At 67.7% G+C, this 23,611-nt stretch carries 27 protein-coding genes; 13 read left to right on the forward strand and 14 right to left on the reverse strand.

Annotated elements, in window-relative coordinates; all coding sequences use genetic code 11:
• A partial coding sequence (locus IEY84_RS24595) for an integrase core domain-containing protein (RefSeq protein WP_189129321.1) occupies nucleotides 1-187 on the forward strand: 187 nt, incomplete at its 5' end.
• A gap of 13 nt (nucleotides 188-200) precedes the next feature.
• Here IEY84_RS24595 and IEY84_RS24600 read toward each other — a convergent pair.
• Entirely contained in the window at nucleotides 201-2,834 is a 2,634-nt protein-coding gene (locus IEY84_RS24600; RefSeq protein ID WP_189129322.1) for a coiled-coil domain-containing protein, read from the reverse strand.
• A 103-nt stretch (nucleotides 2,835-2,937) separates the two neighbouring features.
• Nucleotides 2,938-3,297: a DsrE family protein gene (locus tag IEY84_RS24605; RefSeq protein WP_183550477.1), complete on the reverse strand. Its 360-nt coding sequence runs from the start codon at nucleotides 3,295-3,297 to the stop codon at nucleotides 2,938-2,940.
• Nucleotides 3,298-3,357: 60 nt separating this feature from the next.
• Here IEY84_RS24605 and IEY84_RS24610 point away from each other — a divergent pair, with 60 nt between their 5' ends.
• From IEY84_RS24610 to IEY84_RS24630, 5 genes are read left to right on the forward strand one after another with little or no spacing between them, the layout of a single operon-like run.
• Nucleotides 3,358-3,861, forward strand: a complete 504-nt coding sequence (locus tag IEY84_RS24610; protein WP_183550474.1) for a heme-binding beta-barrel domain-containing protein — start codon at nucleotides 3,358-3,360, stop codon at nucleotides 3,859-3,861.
• Nucleotides 3,862-3,866: 5 nt separating this feature from the next.
• A complete protein-coding gene (locus tag IEY84_RS24615; protein WP_183550471.1) occupies nucleotides 3,867-4,298 on the forward strand; it encodes a Fur family transcriptional regulator in 432 nt (143 codons plus the stop codon).
• Complete coding sequence (gene ygfZ / locus IEY84_RS24620; protein ID WP_183550468.1) at nucleotides 4,298-5,257, forward strand: CAF17-like 4Fe-4S cluster assembly/insertion protein YgfZ; 960 nt, start codon at nucleotides 4,298-4,300, stop codon at nucleotides 5,255-5,257. The genes IEY84_RS24615 and ygfZ overlap by 1 nt, the downstream gene beginning before the upstream one ends.
• A 40-nt stretch (nucleotides 5,258-5,297) precedes the next feature.
• Nucleotides 5,298-5,639 (forward strand): WXG100 family type VII secretion target, encoded by a 342-nt coding sequence (locus IEY84_RS24625; protein WP_183550464.1) that lies wholly within the window; start codon nucleotides 5,298-5,300, stop codon nucleotides 5,637-5,639.
• Nucleotides 5,639-5,947, forward strand: a complete 309-nt coding sequence (locus IEY84_RS24630; RefSeq protein WP_183550460.1) for a hypothetical protein — start codon at nucleotides 5,639-5,641, stop codon at nucleotides 5,945-5,947. Before IEY84_RS24625 ends, IEY84_RS24630 begins: the two co-directional genes overlap by 1 nt.
• A gap of 102 nt (nucleotides 5,948-6,049) precedes the next feature.
• On the opposite strand, the gene IEY84_RS24635 is transcribed toward IEY84_RS24630, so the two are convergent.
• From IEY84_RS24635 to IEY84_RS24665, 7 genes are all read right to left on the reverse strand, one after another.
• The gene (locus IEY84_RS24635) at nucleotides 6,050-7,126 is read right to left on the reverse strand and encodes a hypothetical protein (RefSeq protein ID WP_183550457.1); all 1,077 of its coding nucleotides are present in this window, start codon (nucleotides 7,124-7,126) and stop codon (nucleotides 6,050-6,052) included.
• A gap of 56 nt (nucleotides 7,127-7,182) precedes the next feature.
• Nucleotides 7,183-8,079: a hypothetical protein gene (locus IEY84_RS24640; protein WP_183550454.1), complete on the reverse strand. Its 897-nt coding sequence runs from the start codon at nucleotides 8,077-8,079 to the stop codon at nucleotides 7,183-7,185.
• 2 nt (nucleotides 8,080-8,081) lie between these two features.
• Entirely contained in the window at nucleotides 8,082-11,498 is a 3,417-nt protein-coding gene (locus tag IEY84_RS24645; RefSeq protein ID WP_183550451.1) for a putative T7SS-secreted protein, read from the reverse strand.
• Nucleotides 11,491-11,817, reverse strand: a complete 327-nt coding sequence (locus IEY84_RS24650; protein WP_183550448.1) for a hypothetical protein — start codon at nucleotides 11,815-11,817, stop codon at nucleotides 11,491-11,493. The genes IEY84_RS24645 and IEY84_RS24650 overlap by 8 nt, the downstream gene beginning before the upstream one ends.
• 87 nt (nucleotides 11,818-11,904) lie before the next feature.
• A complete protein-coding gene (locus tag IEY84_RS24655) occupies nucleotides 11,905-12,882 on the reverse strand; it encodes an ADP-ribosylglycohydrolase family protein (RefSeq protein ID WP_183550445.1) in 978 nt (325 codons plus the stop codon).
• A gap of 11 nt (nucleotides 12,883-12,893) precedes the next feature.
• Complete coding sequence (gene mshD, locus IEY84_RS24660) at nucleotides 12,894-13,712, reverse strand: mycothiol synthase (RefSeq protein WP_183550442.1); 819 nt, start codon at nucleotides 13,710-13,712, stop codon at nucleotides 12,894-12,896.
• Between the two features lie 9 nt (nucleotides 13,713-13,721).
• Nucleotides 13,722-14,468 (reverse strand): response regulator transcription factor, encoded by a 747-nt coding sequence (locus IEY84_RS24665; RefSeq protein ID WP_183550438.1) that lies wholly within the window; start codon nucleotides 14,466-14,468, stop codon nucleotides 13,722-13,724.
• A 118-nt stretch (nucleotides 14,469-14,586) separates the two neighbouring features.
• Between IEY84_RS24665 and IEY84_RS24670 the strand changes: the two genes are divergently transcribed.
• The 7 genes from IEY84_RS24670 (at nucleotide 14,587) to IEY84_RS24700 (ending at nucleotide 18,722) form a co-directional block, all read left to right on the forward strand.
• A complete protein-coding gene (locus IEY84_RS24670; RefSeq protein WP_183550435.1) occupies nucleotides 14,587-14,856 on the forward strand; it encodes a MoaD/ThiS family protein in 270 nt (89 codons plus the stop codon).
• Nucleotides 14,857-15,018: 162 nt separating this feature from the next.
• Nucleotides 15,019-15,309: a MerR family transcriptional regulator gene (locus tag IEY84_RS24675; RefSeq protein ID WP_229788983.1), complete on the forward strand. Its 291-nt coding sequence runs from the start codon at nucleotides 15,019-15,021 to the stop codon at nucleotides 15,307-15,309.
• A gap of 29 nt (nucleotides 15,310-15,338) precedes the next feature.
• Nucleotides 15,339-15,800 carry a thioredoxin family protein gene (locus tag IEY84_RS24680; protein WP_183550429.1) on the forward strand — a complete coding sequence of 154 codons (462 nt, stop codon included), beginning with the start codon at nucleotides 15,339-15,341 and terminating at the stop codon, nucleotides 15,798-15,800.
• Nucleotides 15,801-16,040: 240 nt separating this feature from the next.
• Entirely contained in the window at nucleotides 16,041-16,487 is a 447-nt protein-coding gene (locus tag IEY84_RS24685) for a DUF4395 domain-containing protein (protein WP_183550426.1), read from the forward strand.
• 34 nt (nucleotides 16,488-16,521) lie between these two features.
• On the forward strand, nucleotides 16,522-17,370 hold the full coding sequence (locus IEY84_RS24690) for a sulfurtransferase (protein WP_183550396.1): 849 nt from the start codon (nucleotides 16,522-16,524) through the stop codon (nucleotides 17,368-17,370).
• A gap of 2 nt (nucleotides 17,371-17,372) precedes the next feature.
• Nucleotides 17,373-17,672 carry a DUF1416 domain-containing protein gene (locus IEY84_RS24695; protein WP_183550393.1) on the forward strand — a complete coding sequence of 100 codons (300 nt, stop codon included), beginning with the start codon at nucleotides 17,373-17,375 and terminating at the stop codon, nucleotides 17,670-17,672.
• Between the two features lie 225 nt (nucleotides 17,673-17,897).
• Entirely contained in the window at nucleotides 17,898-18,722 is an 825-nt protein-coding gene (locus IEY84_RS24700; RefSeq protein WP_183550390.1) for a beta-keto acid cleavage family enzyme, read from the forward strand.
• Between the two features lie 51 nt (nucleotides 18,723-18,773).
• Here the strand turns inward: IEY84_RS24700 and cysC are convergent, their stop codons facing one another.
• The 5 genes from cysC to IEY84_RS24725 all read right to left on the reverse strand — a co-directional run bounded on the left by cysC (nucleotide 18,774) and on the right by IEY84_RS24725 (nucleotide 23,610).
• On the reverse strand, nucleotides 18,774-20,009 hold the full coding sequence (gene cysC / locus IEY84_RS24705) for an adenylyl-sulfate kinase (protein WP_183550387.1): 1,236 nt from the start codon (nucleotides 20,007-20,009) through the stop codon (nucleotides 18,774-18,776).
• A 132-nt stretch (nucleotides 20,010-20,141) separates the two neighbouring features.
• Nucleotides 20,142-21,392 carry a sulfate adenylyltransferase subunit 1 gene (locus IEY84_RS24710; RefSeq protein WP_221209197.1) on the reverse strand — a complete coding sequence of 417 codons (1,251 nt, stop codon included), beginning with the start codon at nucleotides 21,390-21,392 and terminating at the stop codon, nucleotides 20,142-20,144.
• Nucleotides 21,392-22,306 carry a sulfate adenylyltransferase subunit CysD gene (cysD, locus tag IEY84_RS24715; RefSeq protein ID WP_183550384.1) on the reverse strand — a complete coding sequence of 305 codons (915 nt, stop codon included), beginning with the start codon at nucleotides 22,304-22,306 and terminating at the stop codon, nucleotides 21,392-21,394. Before cysD ends, IEY84_RS24710 begins: the two co-directional genes overlap by 1 nt.
• Before the next feature lie 168 nt (nucleotides 22,307-22,474).
• A complete protein-coding gene (locus IEY84_RS24720) occupies nucleotides 22,475-23,323 on the reverse strand; it encodes a HipA N-terminal domain-containing protein (RefSeq protein WP_183550381.1) in 849 nt (282 codons plus the stop codon).
• On the reverse strand, nucleotides 23,323-23,610 hold the full coding sequence (locus IEY84_RS24725; RefSeq protein WP_183550378.1) for a helix-turn-helix transcriptional regulator: 288 nt from the start codon (nucleotides 23,608-23,610) through the stop codon (nucleotides 23,323-23,325). The genes IEY84_RS24720 and IEY84_RS24725 overlap by 1 nt, the downstream gene beginning before the upstream one ends.
• Between the last annotated feature and the right edge of the window lies 1 nt (nucleotide 23,611).

Here is a 23,611-nt window from a genome sequence, read left to right on the forward strand (position 1 = left end):
CTGGCAGAACGGCAAGGTCGAGCGCTACAACCGCACCCTGGCCACCGAGTGGGCCTACCACCAGGCCTACCTCACCAACACCGACCGAACAGCAGCGCTTGCACCATGGCTCGAGCGCTACAACACTGTCCGACGCCACAGCGCACTCGGAGGACTCCCGCCGATCAGCCGACTGTCACCAACGTGATGGCCGAGTACATCTAGCCGGCCATGTCGGGGCGCCAACGCAGCACCTCGCGCTGGAAGGCCTCGGCGTCGACCATCGACTTGTCGATCTGGACGGCACCGGCCTCGTCGGTGTTGAACTCGACGACCCACTCATCCGTGGTCGGCTGGCCCTTGATGGTGATGTCGGTGTGGGTGTCGTAGAGGTCGTAGGTGTGGGTCTGCTCGTCCTTGCGGACGTCGAGCACACCCTCCTCGGTGACCGTGACGGTGCTCTCGGTCATGAGCGAGCCGTCCTCGGGCTTGAAGGTGCGGACGGTGAGCTTCTTCGTCCCGATCTTCTCGGCCGCCGCGTCGTCGGGAGGCTGGGTGGGCTCGGGTACGCCGGTGCCGGCCCCGGGGATCTTGGCGTTGGGGAACTTGCCGGACTCGGCGAGCTTGACCGCCGCCATCCAACCGCTGGAGCGCTGCGGCAGCGCGTCGCTCGGAGTGTCGGGCAGGTCCTCGGACGCCCTCATGGCGCCCTGTGTCTTGCCAGGCTGCCGCTCGGGCAGGGTCACCGGAGCGGTGGGCGGACCGGACTTGGGTGGGGACGACTCGATCGGCGCAGGGGCGGTGGCCTCGACAGGCTCGACCGCCGGTGAAGGCTCGGAGGTCGTGGCCGCCGGGCTCAGGTCGATCGCCGGGGCCGGGTCGACCACGAGCGGCTCGCTGGGAGCGTCCGGGACGGGCAGCTTCGCCTCGGGCGGCGACGGCGTAGCGGCGAGGGTGAGCTCGAGGGCCTGCATCGCACGCTTGTTGGTGCTGCCGCCCTTGACCGCGAGCATGACGGCCTCGCGCAGGTCGGCGAGCTGCTTGGCGAGCTGGGCGCTGCGACGCTCGGCGATCTGCCGGTCCACGATGGCCTTCTCGACCAGCTGGGTGTTGTGCAGGATCGATGCCTCGACGGCCTGACGGTCGATCGCCTTCTGGCCGGCCACCTCCTCGGCCTCGACCCGAAGGCGCACGGCCTCGGCGGCCTGCTCCTGGACGTCGGCGAGACGGTTCATCATGTCCGTCATCCGGCGCTCGGCCTCTTCCCGCTCACGGGCCTGTCCGGTGACGACCTCGGTCATCGCCTCGTGGGCGGCGCGCAGCGCGGTCTCCGCCGCGCGACGACCCTCGTTGGCCTCGGTCGCGGCACGCTCGGCGGCGCGCCGGCTCTCCATGGCCTGCACGGCGAGGTCGGCGTGCTCGGAGGCACGCTGGTCGGCTGCCATCCGGGCCAGGTTGGCGGACTCGGCCGCCTGTTCGGCCTGCGAGGCGAGCTCGGTGAGCTGCCGGTAGCGCTCCTCGTTCTCGTTGGCCTCGTGGGCGGCGGCGGCAGCGAACTCGGCGTACTGCTTCGCGCTCTTCTCGGCCTCGAGGCGCGCGTCGTTGGCGGCGTCGGCGGCCTTGAAGGCACGCAGCGCCGCCTCCTCCGCCTCGGTGCGGGCGGCGAGTGCCTCGGCGGCCACGGCGTACTGGTCGGCGGCCGCGGCCTCGGCGGCGGCCCGCGTCATCGCGTGGTCCTCGGCGTTGGCGTCGGCGGACTTGCGCTCCTCGAAGGCCTCCTTGGCCGCTTCCTCGGCCTCGGCGCGAGCGGTCGCAGCGGCCTCGGCTGCGGCGTAGGCAGCCTTGGCTGCAGCCTCGGCCTCCTCGCGAGCCTGCTCCGCCTGCTCGGCCTGGGTCGCCATCGCGGCCGCGGCTTCCTCGGCCACCATCCGCGCGGCAGCGGACTGCTCGGCCTCGGCCGCGCGGTCGTTGGCGGCCTGCTCGGCTGCCTGGCGCGCGGTGAACGCAGCCAGCGCCTCGTCGGCTCGGCCGGCGGCGGCCGCGTCGGCCTCCTCGCGCATCCGCGCGAGCTCCTCGGAACGGGTGTCGGCCTCGGTGCGGGCGGTGTAGGCGGCCTCGGCCGCGGCCTCTGCCTCGCTGCGGGCCTGGTGAGCGGCACGGGCCTCGTCGGCGGCCTTGCGGGCGGCCTTCTCGGCAGCGGCGAGGGCGTCGCGAAGCTCGTCCATCTCCTCGAGACGGTCCTCGGCGGCCGCCTCGGCGACGCTGCGTGCGGCGTAGGCGGCCTGAGCCAGCTCGGCGTGCTCGGCGGCCTTGGTGTTGGCCTCGGCGGCTGCGGCCGCAGTAGCGGTGGCCTCCTCGGCCGTGATGCGGGCGGCCTCCTCGGCCTCGGTGCGGGCGCGGGCCTGCTCCTCAGCGACACGAGACGCCTCGAGAAGACGACGTTCGGCCTCTTCCAGCTCCTTGCCCCTCGCCACTGCGGCCTCTTCGGCCTCGACGCGCTCCTTGGTGCGGGCGTCGGCGAGCTTCTCCGCCTCGACCCGGGCGCGGGCGTACTCCTCCGCGGCCTTCTCGGCGGCCTCGCGTGCCTGGTGGGCGTCGGCCGCGAGCTCCGCATGGAGCTTGGCGGTCTCGTCGGCCTGTGCGCGGGCGGTGGCGTGCTTGGCAGCGGACTCCTCGGCCACCAGCCGCTCGGCCGCCTGCTCGGCGGCCGCCTGCTCGGCGGAGATGCGGAGCGACTCGGCTGCGGCAGCGGCGCGGGCCAGCTCCGCAGCACGCGCCGTCAGGTCCTCGTCGTCACCCGGCTGGGTGGCCGAATCACGGCTCCACCACTTGCCACTGGGGGTCTGCGTGCTCACGAGGGTGAATGCTAACGGCGATCCAAGCGGTGTGTGGAGTCTCCGAGAGGATTAACTCCGCTGCTACCTGGAACTACATCCGTGTGATTCTCACGGTGCCGACTCAGTAGACGATCGCCTGCACGCCGTCGCGCAGGATCTCCTCGGCGAACACGAACGCGCCCTTGATGAAGACGCCGTCGATCAGGTCGTCCTCGGCGAGGTCGCGGCGGGAGGCACACTGGCTGCACACCGTGATCTGACCGCTCTCCATGACCAGCCCGATGAGCTCCTGGAGAGGCGCGGCGTTCTCGAGCTTGAACTCCTCCGCACGCCCGGGCACCGCGAACCACGTCGCTTCACCGGTGAGCCACAGCGACACCTTGGCACCCGCTGTCGCGGCCGCCGAGGCGACCGTGAAGGCCTGGTTCGTACGCTCGGGCGCCTCCGCGCCGACGGTCACCTTCACCACGAGTTCTTGCATGCTGTGCACATTAGCGCTTGCGTTTCGGGTCGCGGGCCGCGTACGGCCTAAACTCGGGGTGTGGCTTTCGAACTTCCGGAGAACCTTCACCCCGATGCCGGTCCCTGCGCCTGGATGCTCGGCACCTGGCAGGGCAACGGGCACGGTGACTATCCGACGATCGACAAGTTCGAGTTCGGGCAGGAGCTGATCTTCACCCACGACGGGCGACCGTTCTTCCACTACTTCGCGCGCTCGTGGATCATCGACCCCGAGACGGGGGAGAAGGTGCGCGACGCGGCGCTGGAGACCGGTTTCCTCCGCTTCCGTCCCGGAGGGGACGTCGAGTGGGTGATGACGCACAGCACCGGCATCGTCGAGGTCTGGTACGGCAAGGCCGAGGGTGCCAAGCTCGATGTCACCACCGACGCGGTCGGCCGCACCGAGACCGCGAAGGAATACACCGCGGGCAAGCGCCTCTACGGCAACGTCGAGGGCGACCTGCTCTACGCCTTCGACATGGCGGCGATGGGCCAGGCCCTGCAGCCGCACCTGTGGGCGCGGCTCAAGCGCGTCAACAAGTAGTCGCGATGACCGAAGCGGCTGAGGACTGGCGGGAGGCCCTTCGCGCGAAGGGCTATCGCCTCACGCCCCAGCGCGAGCTGGTACTCGGTGCCGTCGAGCAGCTGCGGCACGCCACCCCTGAGGAGGTGCTCGCGGTCGTACGCGAGTCGTCCTCGGCGATCAACCTCTCCACCGTCTACCGCAACCTCGAGGTGCTCGAGGAGCTCGGCCTGGTGCGCCATGCCCATCTGGGCGAGCGGGCCTCGACGTACCACTCGGTCTCCGGTCGTCCGCATTTTCATGCGGTGTGCAGGAAGTGTCAGAAGGTCACCAGTGTTGACCCCTCTGTGGCCGACGGTATCTGCGAGCGGCTGCGTGAGGAGTACGCCTTCGAGGCAGATGTCGCTCATCTGACCGTCTTCGGAGCGTGTGTCGACTGTTCTTCTGAGGAGCCCTGATGACAACCCCCAGCCCGCTGCTGTCTCTGTCCGGTGCCGTCGCCGGCGATGGTGCCGATGCACCCGTCGCCGCCCACTACGGCTCGTTCAACCTGGAGCAGCGGACCTTGGCCTCCGGCGAAGGATTCGTCGACCTCTCTCACCGTGACGTGGTCCGGATCGCCGGGCCCGACCGGCTCACCTGGCTGCACTCGCTGACCTCGCAGGCTTTCGAGGGGCTTGCTCCCGGTGTCTGGACCTCGGCCCTGGTCCTCTCGCCGCAGGGCCATGTCGAGCACTTCTTCTCCGGTGTCGACGACGGCACCGCGTTCTTGGCGTGGACCGAGCCGGGTGCCGGTGAGGCGCTGGCGGGCTATCTCGAGCGGATGAAGTTCTGGTCGGATGTCACCGTCTCGCTGGAGCCGTCACAGGCGGTGGTCTGGCGGGGAGGTGGCTACTCGTTCGTCCCGCGCGAGTCCCTGGAGACGTACGCCGCTGCCGCAGGCCCTGCCTGCGGGTTCTGGGCCTTCGAGGCCCTCCGGATCGAGCGCGGCGAGCCGCGGTTCGGCGTGGACACCGATGCCCGCACGATCCCCAACGAGGTCGGCTGGGTGCCGGGCGCGGCGGACGTGGTCGGCCCGGACTACGCGGTCCATCTCGACAAGGGCTGCTACCGCGGCCAGGAGACGGTCGCCCGTGTCCACACCCTCGGCCGCCCGCCGCGTCGTCTCGTGCTGCTCCATCTCGACGGCTCGGAGAACCGCCTCCCGGCTGCCGGCTCGGAGCTGGTCTTCGGGGAGAAGACGGTGGGCTTCGTCGGTTCGTCGGCTCGTCACCACGAGCTCGGGCCGATCGCGTTGGGGCTGGTCAAGCGCAACGTACCGGTGGATGCGCAGCTCGTCGTCGACGGGATGCCGGTCTCGCAGGAGGTCCTCGTCGACCCCGAGATCGGCCTCCACATCCGTCCGCTTCGGTCCTGACCCACTGGTCAATCAGGGCTGGCTGGGGCAGGCTTCACCCATGGGCGAGATTCGGATCGTCATCGGGCAACAGACCCAGGCTGCCAAGCTTGTTGAGGCGCGTATCAAGGAGCTGCAGGGGATCCTCACGGGTCTCGGCGGGAAGCTGGACGAGGCGACCGAGACCTTCAAGGGCAGCGCCGCGCAGGGGTTCGGCGAAGCCATCACCGAATGGTTCGAGAACACCGCGAAGCTCGGCGAGCAGATGGCGGAGTACGCCGGCGGTCTCTACGCCATCGACCTCATTCACCAGGGCAACGACGAAGGCACCGCTGCCGGCGGGCGTTCGCTCGAGGACATGTTGTCGTCGCAGGCGCTGGCCAAGCTGGACGGGCGGTCGTGATGGGCGCCGAAGTCACGCTGGAAGCCGATGAGCAGGCGCTGCTCGAGCTGTCCACGATGCTGGAGGGCACCGCCGCGGAGCTGCGTACCTTCTTCGACCGGATCGCCGAGGACGTCACTGCTCTCATCGCCGGCTGGCAGACGACCGGCGAGGACCAGTCCCGCCAGGCGCACGACCAGGCCCAGTCTGCCTTGGTCGCCGCCGGCGGGCGCTCCGCGGATGCCCTGGACAAGATCGCTCAAGCCGTCGCGTCCTACGCCGAGAAGGTCCACGACACCGAGGTGCGTAACGTCGCCGCGATCGGCTGAGGGTGCTGGGTTCTGATGGGTTTCTCCCCGGGTGAACGAACGTTCGTTCACCGCGCGGGTACCACCTCTTTTCCGAGGGACGCTGTCACAGGCTGAGCCCGTTCAATCGATGTCGCCGATGAACTTGCCGGGCGAGGTGATTGGGACCTGGGCTCCTGCTCGTCCGCTGGCGACGGCGTTGCGCGCACGGGCCTTGAAGTCGGCCATGTCGATGTCAGGGTTCTCGGTGGGGAGTTTGGCCTGGTGGACCAGGATCACGGGATAGCCGTCGACGTCGATGGTTCCGACGATGCCGAATGCAGTGCCGGGGAGGAACAGCACCTCGAACTCTTTGGGGTGGCGGGAGACGGATTCGATCCCGCGTCCTTCGGTTCCCATGACGGCGTAGACGCCGGGCGTCGTGAAGTTTTCCGTGGCGACGCGGGAGTCGCGGGAGGTCGCCACCAGCCCGCGGGCCACGGCAGTGTTGGCGGTCTTGCCGAACTCGGCGGCGGCGCTCATGCCGCGAAAGCTGATTCCCGACCAACCCGGGAACGACTGAAGCTCCTTGAGGAGGGACTTCGCGCGCTCCGCCGCCGCGTCCTCGTCTGGCGTCCGACCTGAGAGAGCAGGGGCTTCGTCGTTCTCCGCGTCCCAGCGGCGTTGGACATCGGTACGCCATCGCTCTGCCAGGTCTTTTGGTGCGCGAAACAAATGGAGTCTGCCTCGGCCAGTCCGATACGGGTTGAGGCGCTGGGAGGGGATCCAGGTCTTCTCCTGCAGACTCCAATGTTCGTCTTGTGGATATCCATCGGTGACAGTCGCACGTAGAACAACTGGCCCGAAATCCAAGGGCGGATCGCGCTCCTCTAGGTAGTAGTAGGTGCCGTCGGGAAGGTCATGCCGCCTCGTGCCAGCGATATCCTCCGGGCCTGCCGGGCCGAAGGTGTTGGCCGCCTCGAGTTTCATCCGCGCGTACGCAGCATCGGTCGGCTCCGTCGATGGCGAGTAGGCGACGACTAGACCATTCCGCACCATATGGAGTCGGTTCGTACGCCGCCCGCCGCCTGGGCTGAAGACCCATGCGTCCTTGTGCCTGCTGATGCTCCACGCATCGAGGGTCGATGCCGACGTGTCGCGCCCACGCGCTTCGAACCAGCTGTTCAGAACTGCGAGTGCGTCAGCACCGTCGGTCGTCACGAGTACGGCTCCTCCTGGGTTGCATCTGGTCATGTACGCGAAGCGGCGAGCCCAAGTCAGTCGATGTCGCCGATGAACTTTCCGGGGGTGTAGATCCGGTAGGTGCCTTTGACCTTCTTGGTCTCGTGTTCGTGGAGGGCGGCGACGCGGTTGCGGATGTTGTCCCAGTCGACCTCGGCGCGGTCGGCAGGATCGATGGTGGTCTGGTTGACCAAGCGGATCGGGAACCCGTCGACTTCGTAGTCACCGATGAACTGGAAGAACGTGCCGGGCAGGAACACGATCTCCTGTTCGTCCTTGATCGCGATGCTCTCGATCGCCCGCCCATCGGGGCCGACGATCGCGTACGCCCCGGTGCAGGTGAAGTTCTCCGTGGCCATCCGCAGATTGCGCGACGCCGGTACCAGCCCCCTCGCCACGGCGCTACGTGTGCCCACCCCGAATTGCGACTCTCGGGTGAATCCTCGGAAGCTCACACCCCACCAGGCTGGCACGCGGCGGAGTTCCTGGATGAGCTTCCGTGCTCGTTCGGCCATTGGGTCGACCGGAGGTTGCTTGCTGCGCGGCCGCGGGGGCGGCGGAGGAGGGCCAGGATCTACCTGCATGCGCGCGGGAGGTGGCGTGAGGCTCATGAAGTCATCTGACGGCGCCTCCGACATGTCGATGTCGATGGTCGTGTTGACCGGCGTCATCCTCCGGATCTTATCCAGTGCGGCTACATGGATGTCTTGCGTGATCTCGCCGGTTCTCTTGTCGATGAAAAGAACGGTGTTGTCCATCCGTGCGTATGGCCCAACGCCGTCGATGAAGTATTCCCGCGCGCCGTATACGGGCATGTAGTGTTCATCGTCTTCGAAGCCTTCGGGAGATACATAGAGGGTCCCGGACATGGCTGGCGGATAGTGTTCCAGGTATCGACGCGCTATCCAGCGTGCTTCGTCGAAGGTTATCATTGTCATGTTCTCCTGGTGCTTGAGTTTATATCCGCTAATCGTGCTTCGTAGATGCGCATCTCGAAATTGTATCTACCCCACTCGAGGCGATGGTTCTGTTCGCGCAGCGCCCGTAGCATTTGGGATGCCTGATTGCGCTCCGTAGCGGTGGCCTCTGGGTCTCGGCTTGCGGACTCCAGATTTTCATACAGGCTATCGTTTCGTTCGCGCCATCTCGTATTGCTGTCCAACTCATTCTGGACCATGGAGTCCGGGAGTTGCGTCGGTTCGCCGTTGCGTATTGCCTGAGCCCAGGACACGGTATCCGCATGATTCTCCGGGGTGTTCGGGCGTGCAGCCTGCAAAATATCGGAAGTGGGTTCCAGATCATCGACCCGCAATACTCGAATGTCATCCCAGGGATTCTGATGGCGTTGGTTGAAACGCATTTCGTTCAGGTGATTCCCTGCGTCGGGGGTATTCGTCTGGCCATCGATGAGCCTGACGGACCCGTCGGCTTCTTTGACGAAGGAGAAGATGTGTCCGGTGCCCTCGTTCTGCCACTGGCCAGTGATGAAGCCTCGAGCGCCAGCAGGAAAATCGCTTGCGTACGCTTCGAGAGCTTGCGTTGGGCTTGCGGTTCCGTGATCGCTGAGGTATTCGAAGGTTCGGGTTGTGCCGTCAGCTTCATGCCATCCGGATTCGATATTGGGCAGATGCCTTCCTTCAAACGTGGATGGAGCCCCGGGCGTCGCTGCTGCGCCGAGGTTGACCTGAGCCCCTTCAACGGTAGGCTGCGCGGTTACATCGTATCCACGGGCACGCAGCTCCAGCGCCTCGACGACGTTATGACAGTTATTTCCGAATCTCTGCGGGTCTGCCCAGAATCCGAGTTCGTTGACATGCTTTACGGATTCTCCAATTGACTCGGGAGCGTCCAGATGCGGAAGGTGTGCGTCGAGGAGGGGGTCGTACTGCCCGCTTCCCCATTCGGTTGGGTGGTCGGTGTACGACCTTTCGGATTCAATCGCACTCGCATCATTAACGGTGTCAGCGCTATCGGATGTGTTTGTCGAGCCGTCGTCCGTGCGGCCGTCGATGTGCTGACTGTCGACCGACGGCGGGTCGAGGCGGTCTCCTGCATGAGATCCAGGGTCGGGGTGACCGACTTCGCGTAGCTCGATCTCCCAACGCCCAGCCGAATCGTTCCAATGCCTTCCGACAACGTCGAATTCCGTGCCGGGCTTGAAGAGGATCTCCTTCTCGCCGGAGTTGAGAGAGATGTCGCTGATATCTCGGCCGGTGTGACCCTCGACTCGCACCAGTACCTTGTCCTTGGGCGCGGCATCTGGGTCTCGGTTGTCGTGGAGTTCATCGATCCAGTTGCTGGCGACGTCCGGGGACTTGGTTGTGCTCAGGAACGCCGGGTCGGAGAAGCGTTCGCCGCTGAAAAGCCGGTCGACCATCGAGCGTTCCATGTACATGCCACGGTGGCTGACCTCTTGGGTTGGCGGCAGCGAGTCGAGCTCTCGCTTGACGCCGTCGATCATGTCGTCGGCGCCCATGAACGGCGGCGCGTCGTACTCACCCCGCAGGTAGGGGTTGATCCTGTTGTAGGCCTCTCCGGCGTAGTCCTGTGTGTTGGGATAGTCGTCCCGATTGAGCTTCGCCTCGGGTTTGGCGTGGTCCTCGATTTGTACGGGGTCCTCGCCGGGCGCGACTCCCTCCCTGTCGGATGAACCTTGTGGATCGACCTCGGGCTCGTCCACAGAGTCGCTGTCGCCGTCAGGAGTGGGCCCCGGACGTAGGGGATCCTCGGTTGGTGGCTGGCCATCGACGTCGGACCTGTCATCGAGATCGGGATCGGGAACCTTCGGTTCGGGGTCGCCATCGAGTCGAGAGATCGGAGAGTCGCTGGGTGTCGGGGTGGGGCTCACGTCCCCATGTCCACCGAGCCTGCTTTCCAGGAAGTTCTGACCTGTGTCCGAGATCGCGCCCAGGCGGGATTCGAGCCGGCTCATCGGATCGTTGGCGGCGCCCGGGGCGGACGGTCCGTGCCCAGGCGGGTTCGTAGGTGGTGACGAATCTGGAATCGGTGTCGCGCCATGGCTCGCTGGCGATGCGTCGAGAGTGGTGCCGTCGCCTACCGACAAAGCAGAGCTCTGCTTTGTCGGTGTCGTCGCTTCGGGACGCGCCGGATCGCTTGCCGGATTCGTCGGTGATGCGGACGTCTCCGGGGCTGGGCTGTGTGCAGCCGGGGTCCCGGAAGCCCCTGACGGCGGTGGCCCAGCGGCGTCAGGGACGGGAGGCGCGCTGCGAGGACCATCGCCCGGTGCGTCGTTGCCGGGCAGGTCGATCTGTGGCGTCGGCGTCGACCCGAAGAGCTTCTTGCCGACGTTGAACGTGTCGCCGATCCCGTCGACTGCGTCAGCGGCCCGGGTGAGGCCTTTGGCGGATCCGCCGATGTCGCCGATGGTGTCGGCGATGCTGGCGCCGATCCGTAGGCCACGGCTGGCGGCACCGGCGGTGCCGCCGGTGAGGATTCCGGCGATGATGTCGGGGAGCAGGTGGCCGACCGCACGGGCGGGGTTGTCGGCCCAGGTGTCCCAGTCGAGCATCCCTTTGCCGAGCTGCTTGCCGAACTCGAGCGGGTCCTTCTTCGCAGCCCCCCACGCCTGCTCGAGCATCTCGCCGTCGAGCTGGAACTGCATCTTCAGCTCTTCGGTCGTGAGCTCGCTCTCCTCCATGAGCCCGAGCCCCCGGAGCATCGACTTGGTCATCTGCCACTGGGGGTTGTACTTGCTGAAACCCATCTCGACGAGCTCCCACGTCGCTTCAGCGGCGCCTTTGAGGATCTCGATGTTCGAGTGGATCCTGTTCTCCAGCCAGTTGCGCTTCTCGGGCGCGTTGCGGCAGGCGGAGCGTACGTCGGCAGCGCAGATGCGGGCGGCGTCCTCGCGACCCCGCTTCGCAGCGGCGAAGATCTCCAAGGCGTTCTTGCGGAGCTCGTCGCCGGGGTCGGAGAAAGGCTCTTTCGCCCAGGGATACGCGAGGCCGTCGGAGATCGCCTGGGACTTCAGCTTGTTGTATCGGCCTTCGTATTCGACGTACGCAGCTTTGGCCTCTCGGGTGGCGTCGTCGCCGCGCTCGTACTCCGCCTTTGCCCGAGACGCTTCGTTCTGCGCGTGCTCGAGAGCGTCGGCGTACGCATTGAGTGCTGCTCCACCAGACCGGAAAGCTCCACCCGCCTCCCACCATCGGGTCGGCTCCTGATCGTTCTTGTCGCCGAAACGCTCGGCTGATCGGCCGTACCAGCCCTTCTTGGTGTCCAGGTCGCGCAACGCGGAACCGGTGTCGCTGAAGAGGTCGGCCTTCGTGACCATGGTGCGGGCTCGGGAGCGGACTCCGGCCGGGTCGCCCTTGATCTCGAAGTCAGGCACTCTGCCCGCCGAAGTCACGGACCGCGGCGAGCGCGCCCTTCATCAGGTCGGCGCCTTCGCTGTCGAGCTCGGCGTAGTTGCCGGCCACCTTTCCCAGCGTCCCGGCCATGTTGGAGACGTCCTCGCTGAGGTTGTTGAGGCCTTCCTCCCAGCGGTCCTTGAACTCCTCGACCGCGGACCACACCTCGTCGCTGCCGAGCATGTCCGAGGTCGGCACGAAGTCCTCGACGTCCTTCTTCTTCAGCGCCTCGATCGTGTCGTTCAGACCCGAGGCAGCAGTGATCAGCGACTCGAAGTCGACCCCGAACTCGTACGCCACGATGCCCCCGAAAGCACGTTGACGCTGCGCCGTGCAGCGACCTCACTTTAACTCAGAGGAACGGCGGGGGCCGGTCGGAACACGAGGTCAGCGACCTTGCAGACCCGCTCGGACGGCGTCGTGGGTGAGGGTGATGAGGAAGTCGCCGGGAATGCCGGGGTAGCCGTGGCTGAGGGCTCGCCACTCGGCCGGGACCGCGGAGGCGCCCCAGCGGGCGCCGAGGAGGCCGCCGGCGATGGCGGCGACGGTGTCGGTGTCGTTGCCGATCCGGATGGCGGTGTTCAGGGCCTCGACGTAGTGGCTGCCCGGATCGGCCTCGGGCACCGGGGTCTGAGCGATTGCTGACCATGCCGCCTGCAGCGCGGTGACCACCCAGCCGTTGGGGTTGAACGTCGCCGGCGGCTCGGTCTCGGCCTCGTCGAGCTTCTCGGTCCAGAAGTCGGCCTCGGCGGGGGAGAGGAGGGCGAGGCCGGAGCGTACGTCGAGCTCCCCGTGCATCACCGCATGCTCGATCGCCAGCGACCACAGTGCGCACCCCGACTGCGCATGCTCGTCCCAGTGGGTCAGCGCGCTCACCGCGACCGCCGCCTCGGCGACCGCTGGGCGGTTGCCGAGGTAACGCAGCGGAACCGGCGCGGTGCGCATCAGCGAGCCGTTCCCGCCGGTGTGCCGGGTCATCTCGTGCAGCTTCTCCGAGACGTAGCGCAGTCGCTCGGCGGTCGGGGACTCGCCGGCGGTGTTGAGCACCCGTGCGGTCTGGTTGCCGATGTCCTTGGGGCCCGACTCCGACCACTCCCGGAAGTTGCGGCCGACCGCGGTCAGACCCTCCTCGGTACGCAGATCCAGACCGCCCGCGGCGGCATCGAGGATGCACCACGCCATGGTCGTGTCGTCGGTCCACTCGCCGGGGGCGAAGGGGCCGAGCCCGCCGCCGAGCATCTGCGCCTTCTCGTCCGCGCCGAGTCGAGGACGGTCGAACTCGTAGTGCGCCCCGAGCGCGTCCGCGACAGCGGTTCCGACGATGGCCCCGATGGCCCGGTCACTCTGAGACTCGGTCAGCTTCACGCGACCAGAGACTAGCGGCGGGTGTACTGGATGTGCGTGTCCGCCGCGGCGCGGGTGAACCCGAGCCCTTCATAGAGACATACGGCCGGGGTGTTGTCGCCCTCGACGTAGAGATGGATCTCGCTGACGCCGGCGGAGGCCAGGTGGTTCAGCCCGAGGAGCGTGACCAGCTTGCCCAGGCCGCGGGACTGCGCGGCAGGGTCGACCCCGACGACATAGACCTCACCATCGGTCTCGCTGTGGCGTTTGGTCCAGTGGAACGCGAGAAGGGTCTCGCCCTCCCAAGCGGTGACCAGGCCGGCGGCGTCGAACCACGGCTCGGCCATCCGCTCGGCGAGGTCGGCGGCGGTCATGCCGCCCTGCTCCGGGTGGTGTGCGAAGGCGGTGGAGTTGACCCGGAGCAGCTCGGCCTCGTCGCCGGGCTCGAAGCTGCGTACGACGATCCCATCCGGGGCTGCAGGAGCGGGCGGCAGACCGGCGACGGGACGTCGCATGACCCACAGCTCACGGGTGCGCTCCCAGCCATGCCTCGCGGCCAGCGCGGCTGCAGCCGGGTTGTCCCCGTGCGACCACGCCGTCGTCCCGGCGGGGAGCGAAGGTGCACGCAGCAACAGCTGGCGCCCCAGACCGACGCCGCGGTGCTGGGTCAGCACGACCAGGGAGAGCTCGGCGCCGATCAAGAGCCCGAAGCCGCGTACGTCACCCCAGATCGTCGCGTCCTCCGAACGGTTGCGCAGCGTCAGCAGGGTGGCTTCGTCGAGCGGCGCCACCCCGTCGTACGCCTCGGTCGCCTTCGCGATGGCCAGAACCTGCTCGACGCTGAGTGCCATAGGAGCAGCCTAGGCGTCGGCCCCCAGGCGACGAGAAGAGGCCAGCCGAGCGCTGTCGGCGCTGGCCTCGTTGTTCTTCGACGGCACCACGAAGCGGTAGCCGACGTTGCGGACGGTGCCGATGAGGGTCTCGTTCTCCGGGCCGAGCTTGGCGCGGAGGCGACGTACGTGGACGTCCACGGTGCGAGTGCCGCCGAAGTAGTCGTAGCCCCAGACCTCCTGCAGCAGCTGCTGGCGGGAGAAGACGCGGCCCGGGTGCTGGGCGAGATACTTGAGGAGCTCGAACTCCTTGAAGGTCAGGTCGAGCGGGCGGCCGCCGATCTTGGCGGTGTAGGTGGCGTCGTCGACGACGACCTCACCCGAGCGGATCACGTGGGCATCGGGGTCGGAGGCGTCGCGGGCCGCGGAGCTGCGGCCGATCGCCAGCTTGATCCGCGCCTCGAGCTCCGCCGGGCCGCAGGTGTGCAGCACGACATCGTCCATGCCCCAGTCGTGGGAGACGACCGCGAGCCCACCCTCCGTGGCGATCAGCAGGACGGGGATTCCTGTGCCGGTCGTGCGGATCAGCCGACACAGGTCGCGGGCCTGGGCGAGCTCCTGTCGCCCGTCCACCAGCAGCAGGTCGGAGTCGGGAGCCTCGAGAAGCGCGCTACCTTCAGCAGGAAGGATCTTCACCTGATGGCCGAGGAGCGAGAGCCCGGGAAGGACATCTGTCGAAGGCTGGAGCGAACTGGTCAGCAACAGAATCGAGCTCATGGGGGTGCCTCTCAGTCAGAGAAAGAGCACCGAAACGCAACATTGAGCCTCGGTGAGGTGATCGTTAGACCATATTAACGAAACCTCTCGGTGACATAGGAAGGTTGTCCACGAGAAAGTGACGAACGTTATAGAGGTCCGCTATTGGGCCGCAGCCAAGTCAGCGGCCGGGACTCCGTCCGACCGGATCGAGGTCGACGGCCCGTTGACGCTGGCAGAAGTCGTACGCCGGGCCGCGGCGCTGCACGCCGACACCCGCCTCCCGGAGGTGCTGAAGGTCTGCTCAGCACTCATCGGTGATCGGCCGGCGGGCACAGGCGACCCCGACGGGATCGAGGTCCCGCCGGGGTCCAGGGTCGAGTTCCTTCCCCCGTTCGCGGGCGGCTAGTGCGCCACTGGCTCCAGGGTGGGAGCCCGCGCCCGGCGGCTCGCCTGCGTAAGGGCCTGCCGGGGCGGGCACGTGTGTCGCACCCGACCTATATTGGCGGTTACACTTTTCATATAGTCTGACTGACACATGATTTCAAGCCCTCATGTCAGAATTGATGGCGTGAAGGAGCGAACCAGGGCTGTCTATGCCATCTCCGTGGCTGCCGAGATGGCTGACATGCAGATCCAGAACCTCCGCGTCTACGAGCGCCGGGGCCTGGTCGACCCGGCGCGCACCTCGGGTGGCACGCGGCTCTACTCCCTCGCCGACGTGGAGCGCCTCGTCCGCATCCGCGACCTCCTCGCCGAGGGGCTCAACCTGGCCGGCATCGCCCGCGTCCTGGCCCTGGAGGAGGACGTACGCCGCCTCAAGACTGCCAACGAGAGGCTTCGACGTGGCTCGAGGGAATGACTGGGCCCGATCTCCGGTTCAATAGTCCTATGAGCACCGGAGCCTGGGTCGCCGTCGTCGCGATTGCCGTCGCCCTCGCGTTCGGCCTGTTCCGGATGCTCAGTGATGGCCGCTTCCGAGGTACGAAGGAGCTTCACGTGCCCCACGAGGATCACCCGCGCGAGCCGCACGCATGGGATGCCGTCACCGATGCGCTCGGCGAGACAGAGCTCGGTGCGCGCGCGACGCTCGTGCAGTTCTCCAGCGCCTTCTGCGCGCCTTGTCGAGCGACTCGGCGGATCCTCGCCGACGTGGCGGAGATCGTGCCGGGAGTGGTGCACCTCGAGGTCGATGCCGAGCATCACCTCGACCTGGTGCGCCGCCTCGACATCCTGCGTACGCCGACGACGCTGGTGATCGATGGTGGCGGTTTCGAGATCGCCCGGGCCTCCGGAGCTCCACGCAAGGAGCAGGTCCTGAGCGCGATTCCTGCCATGGATCTCGAATCCTGATACATCTGTCCATATTTCAAGACATTCGTTTCGTGCCGGGATCGGCATCGCGCTACTGTCTTCCCATGTTCTCGACCATGCTGACCAAGCGCCGCGCAGTGGACCACTGCCGCGTCCGCTCGGCGCTGTGTCGTTCCTGCCGCTGAATCCCTGAGATTTGTCGACCGAGTCGACCCGGGGATCGCTCTCGCCTGTCAGGCTCGTTCTGACGATCCCCTTCTCTCTCGCAGGAGCACACCTATGTCCGAGACCTCAAGCCAGACGGCTACGCAGACCGGAATCGACCCGCGCGGCCCGCAGTTCGCTGCGGCGCTGACCGTCGTCGTCATCCTCCTGGCTCTGCTGCTGCCGCAGCCGTGGGCACTCGTGGCGACCGTCATCCAGACGGTGCTCTTCGCGATCGGGACGGGGCTCGGCGTTCAGCGGACCCCGCACGCTTGGTTGTTCAAGAAGTTCGTACGTCCCCGCCTCGGTGCTCCCGACGAGCTCGAGGACCCGGCACCGCCCCGGTTCGCCCAGGGTGTCGGCCTCGCCTTCCTGGTGGTCGCGCTCGCGGCGTACGTCCTCGGCGCCACGCTCGTGGCGCAGATCGCCCTCGGCCTCGCGCTCGTCGCAGCCGTGCTCAACGCCGTCTTCCGGTTCTGCCTCGGCTGCGAGATCTACCTGCTGATCAGGCGCTTTGCCTGACCCTGAACGCAAGAAACAAACGAAAGGTACCTAGATGACCCGCGAGAACTCCCTCGTCTCCGCCCAGTGGGTGGAGGAGCACCTCGACGACCCGAAGGTCGTGCTGATCGAGGTCGACGAAGACACGACCGCCTACGACAAGGGCCACATCAAGGGCGCGATCAAGCTCGACTGGACCACCGACCTGCAGGACCAGGTCCGCCGTGACTTCGTCAACAAGGACCAGTTCTCCGCTCTGCTCTCCGAGCGTGGCGTCGCCAACGACGACACCGTGGTGCTCTACGGCGGTAACAACAACTGGTTCGCCGCGTACGCCTTCTGGTACTTCAAGCTCTACGGTCACCAGGACGTCAAGCTCCTCGACGGTGGCCGCAAGAAGTGGGAGCTCGACTCCCGCGAGCTGACCGACGAGACCGTCGCCCGCGAGGCGACCAGCTACACCGCCAAGGACCAGGACCACTCGATCCGCGCCTTCCGCGACGAGACCGTCGAGGCCATCGGCGTCAAGAACCTGGTCGACGTGCGGTCGCCCGACGAGTTCGCCGGCCGTCTGCTCGCCCCGGCCCACCTCCCGCAGGAGCAGGCCCAGCGCGCTGGTCACATCCCGACCGCGGCCAACGTGCCGTGGTCCAAGGCGGCCAACGACGACGGCACCTTCCGCTCCGACGAGGAGCTCAAGCAGATCTACTCCGAGGCCGGCGTCGACTGGAGCAAGGACACCATCGCCTACTGCCGTATCGGCGAGCGCTCCTCGCACACCTGGTTCGTGCTCAAGGAGCTCCTCGGCCAGGAGAACGTGAAGAACTACGACGGCTCGTGGACCGAGTACGGCTCTCTCGTCGGCGTCCCGGTCGTGACCGGCGACGAGCCCGGGGAGGCCTGAGCATGTGCGGAGCAACTGAGGGCGGGCTCTCGCTCGCCGGCGTCGATGTCGCCAAGGAAGCAGTCATCCAGGGTCAGGTGACCCGTGACGGTTCGCCCGTCCACGGTGCCTACGTCCGGCTGCTCGACCGCACCGGCGAGTTCACCGCCGAGGTGCCCACCTCGGCCACCGGCCACTTCCGGTTCTTCGCCGGCGACGGCGAGTGGACCCTGCGTACGCTCGCGCCGAAGGCGGAGCCCGTGGACAAGAAGGTCCACGCCGCAGTCGGAAACGTCGCCGAGGTGACGATCCCGATCGCCTAACCGCCGAGACGTCAGTTTCTGGCGCCGAGACGTCAGTTCCTGAGGCCGAGAGGTCAGTTTCTGCCGACGAACTGTCGGTGGGCTGGCCTCTCGGTCTGATTTCTGACGGGTCGGTGCCGACAATTGACCTCTCGCGCTCGAAAACTGACCGTTCGGCGTCAGAATCTGACTTCTCGGCGAAGGAAATCTTGCGGTCCAAGTGGCATATGACGATAGGTTGTCCTCATGTCTGGACTTCTTGTGACTGTGGCGCCCACCGGAGCAGAGACTGCGAAGGAAGACTGCCCGCAGCTGCCGACGACGCTCGAGGAGCTCGTGGCGACGGCCGTCGAGTGCGAGGAGGCCGGGGCGCGGATGATCCACGTCCACATCCGCGACGACGACCATGCGCCGACGCTCGACCTCGGACGGCTGACCGATACGGTCGAGGCGCTCCACGAGAAGACCGATCTGATCGTGCAGCTCTCCACCGGCGGCTCGGTCCACGACCCGTTGGACAAGCGCCTGAAGGTGCTCGACGCGGGGCCGGACTCGTGCTCGCTGACCATGGGCACCACCAACTTCGGTGACGACGTCTTCTCCAACCCGTGGCCGTTCATCACCGAGCTCTACCAGCTCACCCAGGAGCGCGGCGTGGTGCCGGAGTTCGAGCTCTTCGACCTGGGGCACGTCACCGCGCTGCAGCGGCTCCTGGGGAAGTACGGGCTCCCCGCGGGCGGCAAGGTCCACGTCGACTTCGTCATGGGCGTTCCCGGTGGCATGCCCGGCACCTCCGCGGCACTGGTCGCCGCCGTCGCTGCGCTGCCGGCCGAGGTGACCTCGTGGTCGGCGACCGGCATCGGTCGCTCGACCCTCCCGGTCATGCTCACCTCGCTGGCCATGGGTGGTCACCTGCGGGTCGGGATGGAGGACGTACTCACCCTCGTCAAGGGTGTCCCCGTCGACGCCAACCGCCAGCTCGTCGAGCGAGCCGTCGAGGCCGCCGCGGTCGCTCAGCGGGCCCCGATGAGCACCGACGAAGCCTGGGCACTCCTCGGCCTGCAGCGGTAACCATCCGCCGAGTCCGCGCGTCCTGACCGAGATCCGCGCCGAGTCGGCTCGTTATGACGAGCCGACTCGGCCTTCGTTTTGGTCAGGACGAGCCGACTCGACGGTCAAGTAGCCGGCCTCGCGCAGGCCGTTGACGACGTCCTCCAGGGCCTCTTCGATCGAGCGGCCGGTGGTGTCGACACGTACGTCGGCGTCGGCCGGCTCCTCATAGGGCGAGGAGATCCCGGTGAACTCGGGGATCTCGCCGGCCCGGGCCTTGGCGTAGAGGCCCTTGCGGTCGCGCCGCTCGCACTCCTCCAGCGGCGTGGCCACGTGCACCAGGAAGAAGGCGCCGCCGGCGTCGTCGACGTAGCGGCGTACGTCCTGGCGGGTCGCGTCGAAGGGCGCGATGGGGGAGCAGACGGCGAGGCCGCCGTGGCGGGAGATCTCGGCGGCGACCCAGCCGATCCGGCGGATGTTGGTCTCCCGGTCCTCCTTGGAGAAGGTCAGGCCGGCCGAGAGGTTGCGGCGCACGACGTCGCCGTCCAGAGAGGTGACGGTCCGCGCGCCCTGCTCGAGGATCCGGTCCATCAGCGCGCGGGCGAGGGTGGACTTGCCGGAGCCGGACAGGCCGGTGAAGAAGATGACCAGGCCCTGGTCCTCGGGAGCGGGCTGGTCGGAGTCGATCACGGCGGCGATCTCGGCGGGGTAGTCGTCCGAGGCGGGGGAGACCAGCGCGTGGATCGGGTCCCCACCTGCGTACGCCTCCACGACGGCCACACCGAGCGCATGGTCGGCCTCGGCGTCGTCGTGCGAAGCCAGCGGGACCGCGACCACGGCCGCGTCGGGCAGCGTCTCTGCGGCTAGCAGCGTCGCGCGCAGCAGCGCCACCGGGGAGAGCGCCGGGGTGCCGTGTCCGACGAGAGCGAGCAGCAGCACGGGGCCGAGGTCGGCGATCTCGGCGATCTCGGCGGTGGTGAGCGCGTCGGTGACCGGGACGACCGTCCGCCCGGCGTACGCCTTCCGGGTGTGTGACGGGGTGAGGTAGAGCCGTCGGAAGGGACCGTAGGCGGGGGAGGACAGGCCGGTGACCTCGCCGTCGGGCCAGCTGACCCGCGCCAGCGGGAGCCCCTCGGGGTCGACGATCTCGACGGCTCCCGCCTCGACCGCGGTCTCCTCGACGGTGGCCGGCAGGTGCAGGGTCAGGGACGATCCGTCCGCATTGAGCGGCCCGGGAAGGGCTCCGGAGACGATCAGCTCGACGTCGTCGAGCTCACGGGACGAGGGAGAGTACTGCGGCACAGGCACGCCCCGAACTCTAACGTCGCGCTCGGCGGCGGCCAGCACCACGCTCGTGGGTGGACTGGTCCGCTGAATGCGCGCCGCCAGACGCGAAGCGGCGGCTCCCGAGTCGGGAGCCGCCGCTTCGTACGAAACCGATCAGTCGTTGATCATGCCCGCGCCGACGGTGACGCCGGTCGCCTCGTCGATGAGGATGAAGGAGCCGGTGGTGCGGTTCTTCGAGTAGGGGTCGCACAGCAGCGGCTTGGTGGTGCGCAGCTGGACGCGGCCGATCTCGTTGAGACCGAGCTCCTTGGTCTCCAGGTCGCGGTGGAGGCTGTTGACGTCCAGGCGGTACTGGATGTCCTTGATCAGCGCTCGTGCCGAGTTGGAGGTGTGCTTGATGGCCAGCTTCTGCCGCGGACGCAGCGGAGCGTTGGTCATCCAGCAGATCATCGCGTCGATGTCCTGGCTCGGCTCGGGCGCGTTCTTGACCCGCGAGATCATGTCGCCGCGGCTGACGTCGACGTCGTCCTCGAGCCGCACGGTCACCGACATCGGCGGGAACGCCTCGGGGATCTCCTTGTCGAACAGGTCGATCCCGGCGATCTTGCTGGTCATCCCGGAGGGAAGCACCATGACCTCGTCGCCCGGCTTGAGCACGCCACCGGCGACCTGGCCCGCGTAGCCGCGGTAGTCGTGGTGATCGTCGGACTTCGGCCGGATGACGTACTGCACCGGAAGGCGCACGTCGACCAGGTCGCGGTCGGAGGCGACGTGGACGTGCTCGAGGTGGTGGATCAGCGTCGGGCCGGAGTACCAGTCCATGCTGGTCGAGCGGGTCACCACGTTGTCGCCCTGGAGCGCCGAGATCGGGATGACCTCGAGGTCCGGGATGTTGAGCTTGGTCGCGAACGCGGTGAACTCAGCAGAGATCTTGTTGTAGACCTCCTGGGAGTAGTCCACGAGGTCCATCTTGTTGATGCACAGGACCAGGTGGGGCACACGCAGCAGCGAGAGCAGCACCGCGTGGCGGCGCGACTGCTCGGTGAGGCCGTGACGAGCGTCGACGAGCACCAGGCCGAGGTCGGCGGTGGAGGCACCGGTGACCATGTTGCGCGTGTACTGCACGTGGCCCGGGGTGTCGGCGATGATGAACTTGCGGTTGGGCGTCGCGAAGTAGCGGTAGGCCACGTCGATGGTGATGCCCTGCTCGCGCTCGGAGCGCAGCCCGTCGGTCAGCAGCGAGAGGTCCACGTAGCCGTGGCCCTTGTCCTGGGAGGTCTTCTCGACCGACTCGAGCTGGTCGGTGAAGATCGACTTCGAGTCGAACAGCAGCCGGCCGATGAGCGTGGACTTGCCGTCGTCGACGGAGCCCGCGGTCGCGAACCGCAGCAGATCCATGGCCATCAGAAGTAGCCTTCCTTCTTGCGGTCCTCCATGGCTGCCTCGGAGAACCTGTCGTCACCGCGGGTCGCGCCGCGCTCGGTGACCCGGGCGGCGGCGACCTCCTCGATGATCTCGGGGATGGTGGAAGCGGTCGACTCGACGCAACCGGTCAGCGTCATGTCACCGCAGGTGCGGTAACGGACGGTGCGCTCGGTGACGACCTCGCCCTCGCGCAGCGGGTTGAGCGGGGTCTCGGTCAGCAGCATGCCGTCGCGCTCGAAGACACGGCGCTGGTGCGCGAAGTAGACCTGCGGGATCTCGATGCCCTCGCGGCCGATGTAGTCCCAGATGTCCAGCTCGGTCCAGTTGGAGATCGGGAAGATCCGCATGTGCTCGCCCTCGTGCAGGCGGCCGTTGTAGAGCGACCAGAGCTCGGGACGCTGCATCTTCGGGTCCCACTGGCCGAACTCGTCGCGGTGGGAGTAGACGCGCTCCTTGGCGCGGGCCTTCTCCTCGTCGCGGCGACCGCCACCGAAGGCGGCGGTGAAGCCGTTCTCCTCGATCGCGTTGAGCAGCGTGGGGGTCTGCAGGCGGTTGCGCGAGGTCTTGCCGTCGTCGACGACGATGCCGCGGGCGATGGCGTCGTCGATGCTGGCGATCACCAGGCGCACCCCGAGCCGCTGCACCCAGCGGTCACGGGTCTCGGCGACCTCGGGGAAGTCGAGACCGTTGTCGATCTGAAGAACAGGGAACGGGATCTTGGCAGGGAAGAAAGCCTTCTCCGCAAGTCGCAGCATCACGATGCTGTCCTTGCCGCCCGAGAACATCAGGACAGGCTTCTCGAACTCTGCCGCGGCCTCGCGAAAGATGTGGATCGACTCGGCTTCCAGCTGGTCGAGCTGGCTGAGCCGGTAGTCGGCGTGTGTTGCAGTCATTACGGAACCAGAGGACCTCTCCGTCAGGTTGAGGCGCCCATGCTAGTGGCGGCTTCCACGGCACGGCGAAATGTCCCAACCCCCGCGTGGGCGGGATTGCGAGTGTACGCAGCCTCTCGGCCCTCCATGGAAGCACCACTCGCACGGTGAGATGGACAGCTCGGACGCCTAGTGACGAGGCGCCACGACGGCCCGGTCGCCGGCCAGCAGGAAGGCGATCCGGTCGAGGTCGCCGGCCGGCGGATGCGTCAGCCCGAGGTGCACGAACAGGTCGCGTACGCCGCCGGGGTCGACGTCCTCGCTCGGCCGGCGACCGAGCGCCTGCCGGATCGTCTCGGCATGGATGCGCTGGCCCCCGAGCCGGTCCCAGCGCTCCGCGACCAGGGCGGCCTGCGCGCCGAAGGTGACCGGCTCGGTGCGGGTGGCGGGGATCCCGTCGGCGCGAGACCGGTCCAGGTCCGCGATCGCCGCGGCGGCGTCCTCGGGGGTCGTCGGTCGCAGGATGTGCGTCGACGGGTGCTCGTACGTCGGCCAGAACCACTTCCCCGAAGCCCGCCGCAACGCGAACTTGCCCTGATGGCCACCGAGCGAGAACCGTGGCCGCGCCCGCTGGTCGAGCCACGAGGTGGGCTGGTTGCGCAGTGCCGCGAGCCGGGTCGCGATCTCGGGCTGCGGCGCCTCGACGGGCTGGGGCGCTCGACGCCACGGCAGGTCGGGGTCGGCGGTGAGCGAGACCGCGCCGGGGAGATCGTCGCCGTAAGAGGCGAGCAGCGTCATCGGCTCCGTGTCCGGGAGCCCTCGCTCGCGCGCCCATCTGCGGCGTACGTCCTCCCGGGCCGGGAGCAGGTTGTCGAGCCAGGCGCGGGCGGCTCCTGGGGCCGCGGGGCCGGTGCGGGGGAGGGAGAGCGAGATGGGCGTCGGGCCGGCGGTCTCGGCGTAGGTGAAGTCGATCCGGTCGCCGACCTGACGGAAGGTGCCGAGGTGACGGCGGCCGGCGAAGGCGTACAGCTCCCGCATCACGGGCCCGTCAGGCAGCGGTTCAGGACGGCGTCGAGGTCGACGTCCTCCAGGGGTGGCGCGATCGAGGAGAGCTGGGCGGGTGCGAGATAGACGTCCAGGACCTCCAGCAGCGCGAGGGCCTTGCCGAGCTCGGCGCGTGGATGGCCGGACTCGACATCGACCACGAACCGCCGGCCGACGCCGGCGCGGTGGGCCAGGTCGCTCTGGGTGAGACCTGCGCGGCGGCGCGCCGAGCGCACGGTCGACCCGAAGGCGGCCGGTGAGGTCAGGTACGGCGACGGCATG

Source organism: Nocardioides albus (assembly GCF_014648255.1).
GTDB classification, from domain to species: domain Bacteria; phylum Actinomycetota; class Actinomycetes; order Propionibacteriales; family Nocardioidaceae; genus Nocardioides; species Nocardioides albus.

Excerpts from the sequence above, each read along its gene's own strand:
- IEY84_RS24605 (WP_183550477.1), bottom strand. The coding sequence starts at position 3,297 with ATGCAAGAACTCGTGGTGAAGGTGACCGTCGGCGCGGAGGCGCCCGAG.
- IEY84_RS24615 (WP_183550471.1), top strand. The coding sequence starts at position 3,867 with ATGACCGAAGCGGCTGAGGACTGGCGGGAGGCCCTTCGCGCGAAGGGC.
- ygfZ (WP_183550468.1), top strand. The coding sequence starts at position 4,298 with ATGACAACCCCCAGCCCGCTGCTGTCTCTGTCCGGTGCCGTCGCCGGC.
- IEY84_RS24625 (WP_183550464.1), top strand. The coding sequence starts at position 5,298 with ATGGGCGAGATTCGGATCGTCATCGGGCAACAGACCCAGGCTGCCAAG.
- IEY84_RS24630 (WP_183550460.1), top strand. The coding sequence starts at position 5,639 with ATGGGCGCCGAAGTCACGCTGGAAGCCGATGAGCAGGCGCTGCTCGAG.
- IEY84_RS24640 (WP_183550454.1), bottom strand. The coding sequence starts at position 8,079 with ATGATAACCTTCGACGAAGCACGCTGGATAGCGCGTCGATACCTGGAA.
- mshD (WP_183550442.1), bottom strand. The coding sequence starts at position 13,712 with ATGGCACTCAGCGTCGAGCAGGTTCTGGCCATCGCGAAGGCGACCGAG.
- IEY84_RS24665 (WP_183550438.1), bottom strand. The coding sequence starts at position 14,468 with ATGAGCTCGATTCTGTTGCTGACCAGTTCGCTCCAGCCTTCGACAGAT.
- IEY84_RS24680 (WP_183550429.1), top strand. The coding sequence starts at position 15,339 with ATGAGCACCGGAGCCTGGGTCGCCGTCGTCGCGATTGCCGTCGCCCTC.
- IEY84_RS24685 (WP_183550426.1), top strand. The coding sequence starts at position 16,041 with ATGTCCGAGACCTCAAGCCAGACGGCTACGCAGACCGGAATCGACCCG.
- IEY84_RS24690 (WP_183550396.1), top strand. The coding sequence starts at position 16,522 with ATGACCCGCGAGAACTCCCTCGTCTCCGCCCAGTGGGTGGAGGAGCAC.
- IEY84_RS24695 (WP_183550393.1), top strand. The coding sequence starts at position 17,373 with ATGTGCGGAGCAACTGAGGGCGGGCTCTCGCTCGCCGGCGTCGATGTC.
- IEY84_RS24700 (WP_183550390.1), top strand. The coding sequence starts at position 17,898 with ATGTCTGGACTTCTTGTGACTGTGGCGCCCACCGGAGCAGAGACTGCG.
- IEY84_RS24710 (WP_221209197.1), bottom strand. The coding sequence starts at position 21,392 with ATGGCCATGGATCTGCTGCGGTTCGCGACCGCGGGCTCCGTCGACGAC.
- cysD (WP_183550384.1), bottom strand. The coding sequence starts at position 22,306 with ATGACTGCAACACACGCCGACTACCGGCTCAGCCAGCTCGACCAGCTG.
- IEY84_RS24720 (WP_183550381.1), bottom strand. The coding sequence starts at position 23,323 with ATGCGGGAGCTGTACGCCTTCGCCGGCCGCCGTCACCTCGGCACCTTC.
- IEY84_RS24725 (WP_183550378.1), bottom strand. The coding sequence starts at position 23,610 with ATGCCGTCGCCGTACCTGACCTCACCGGCCGCCTTCGGGTCGACCGTG.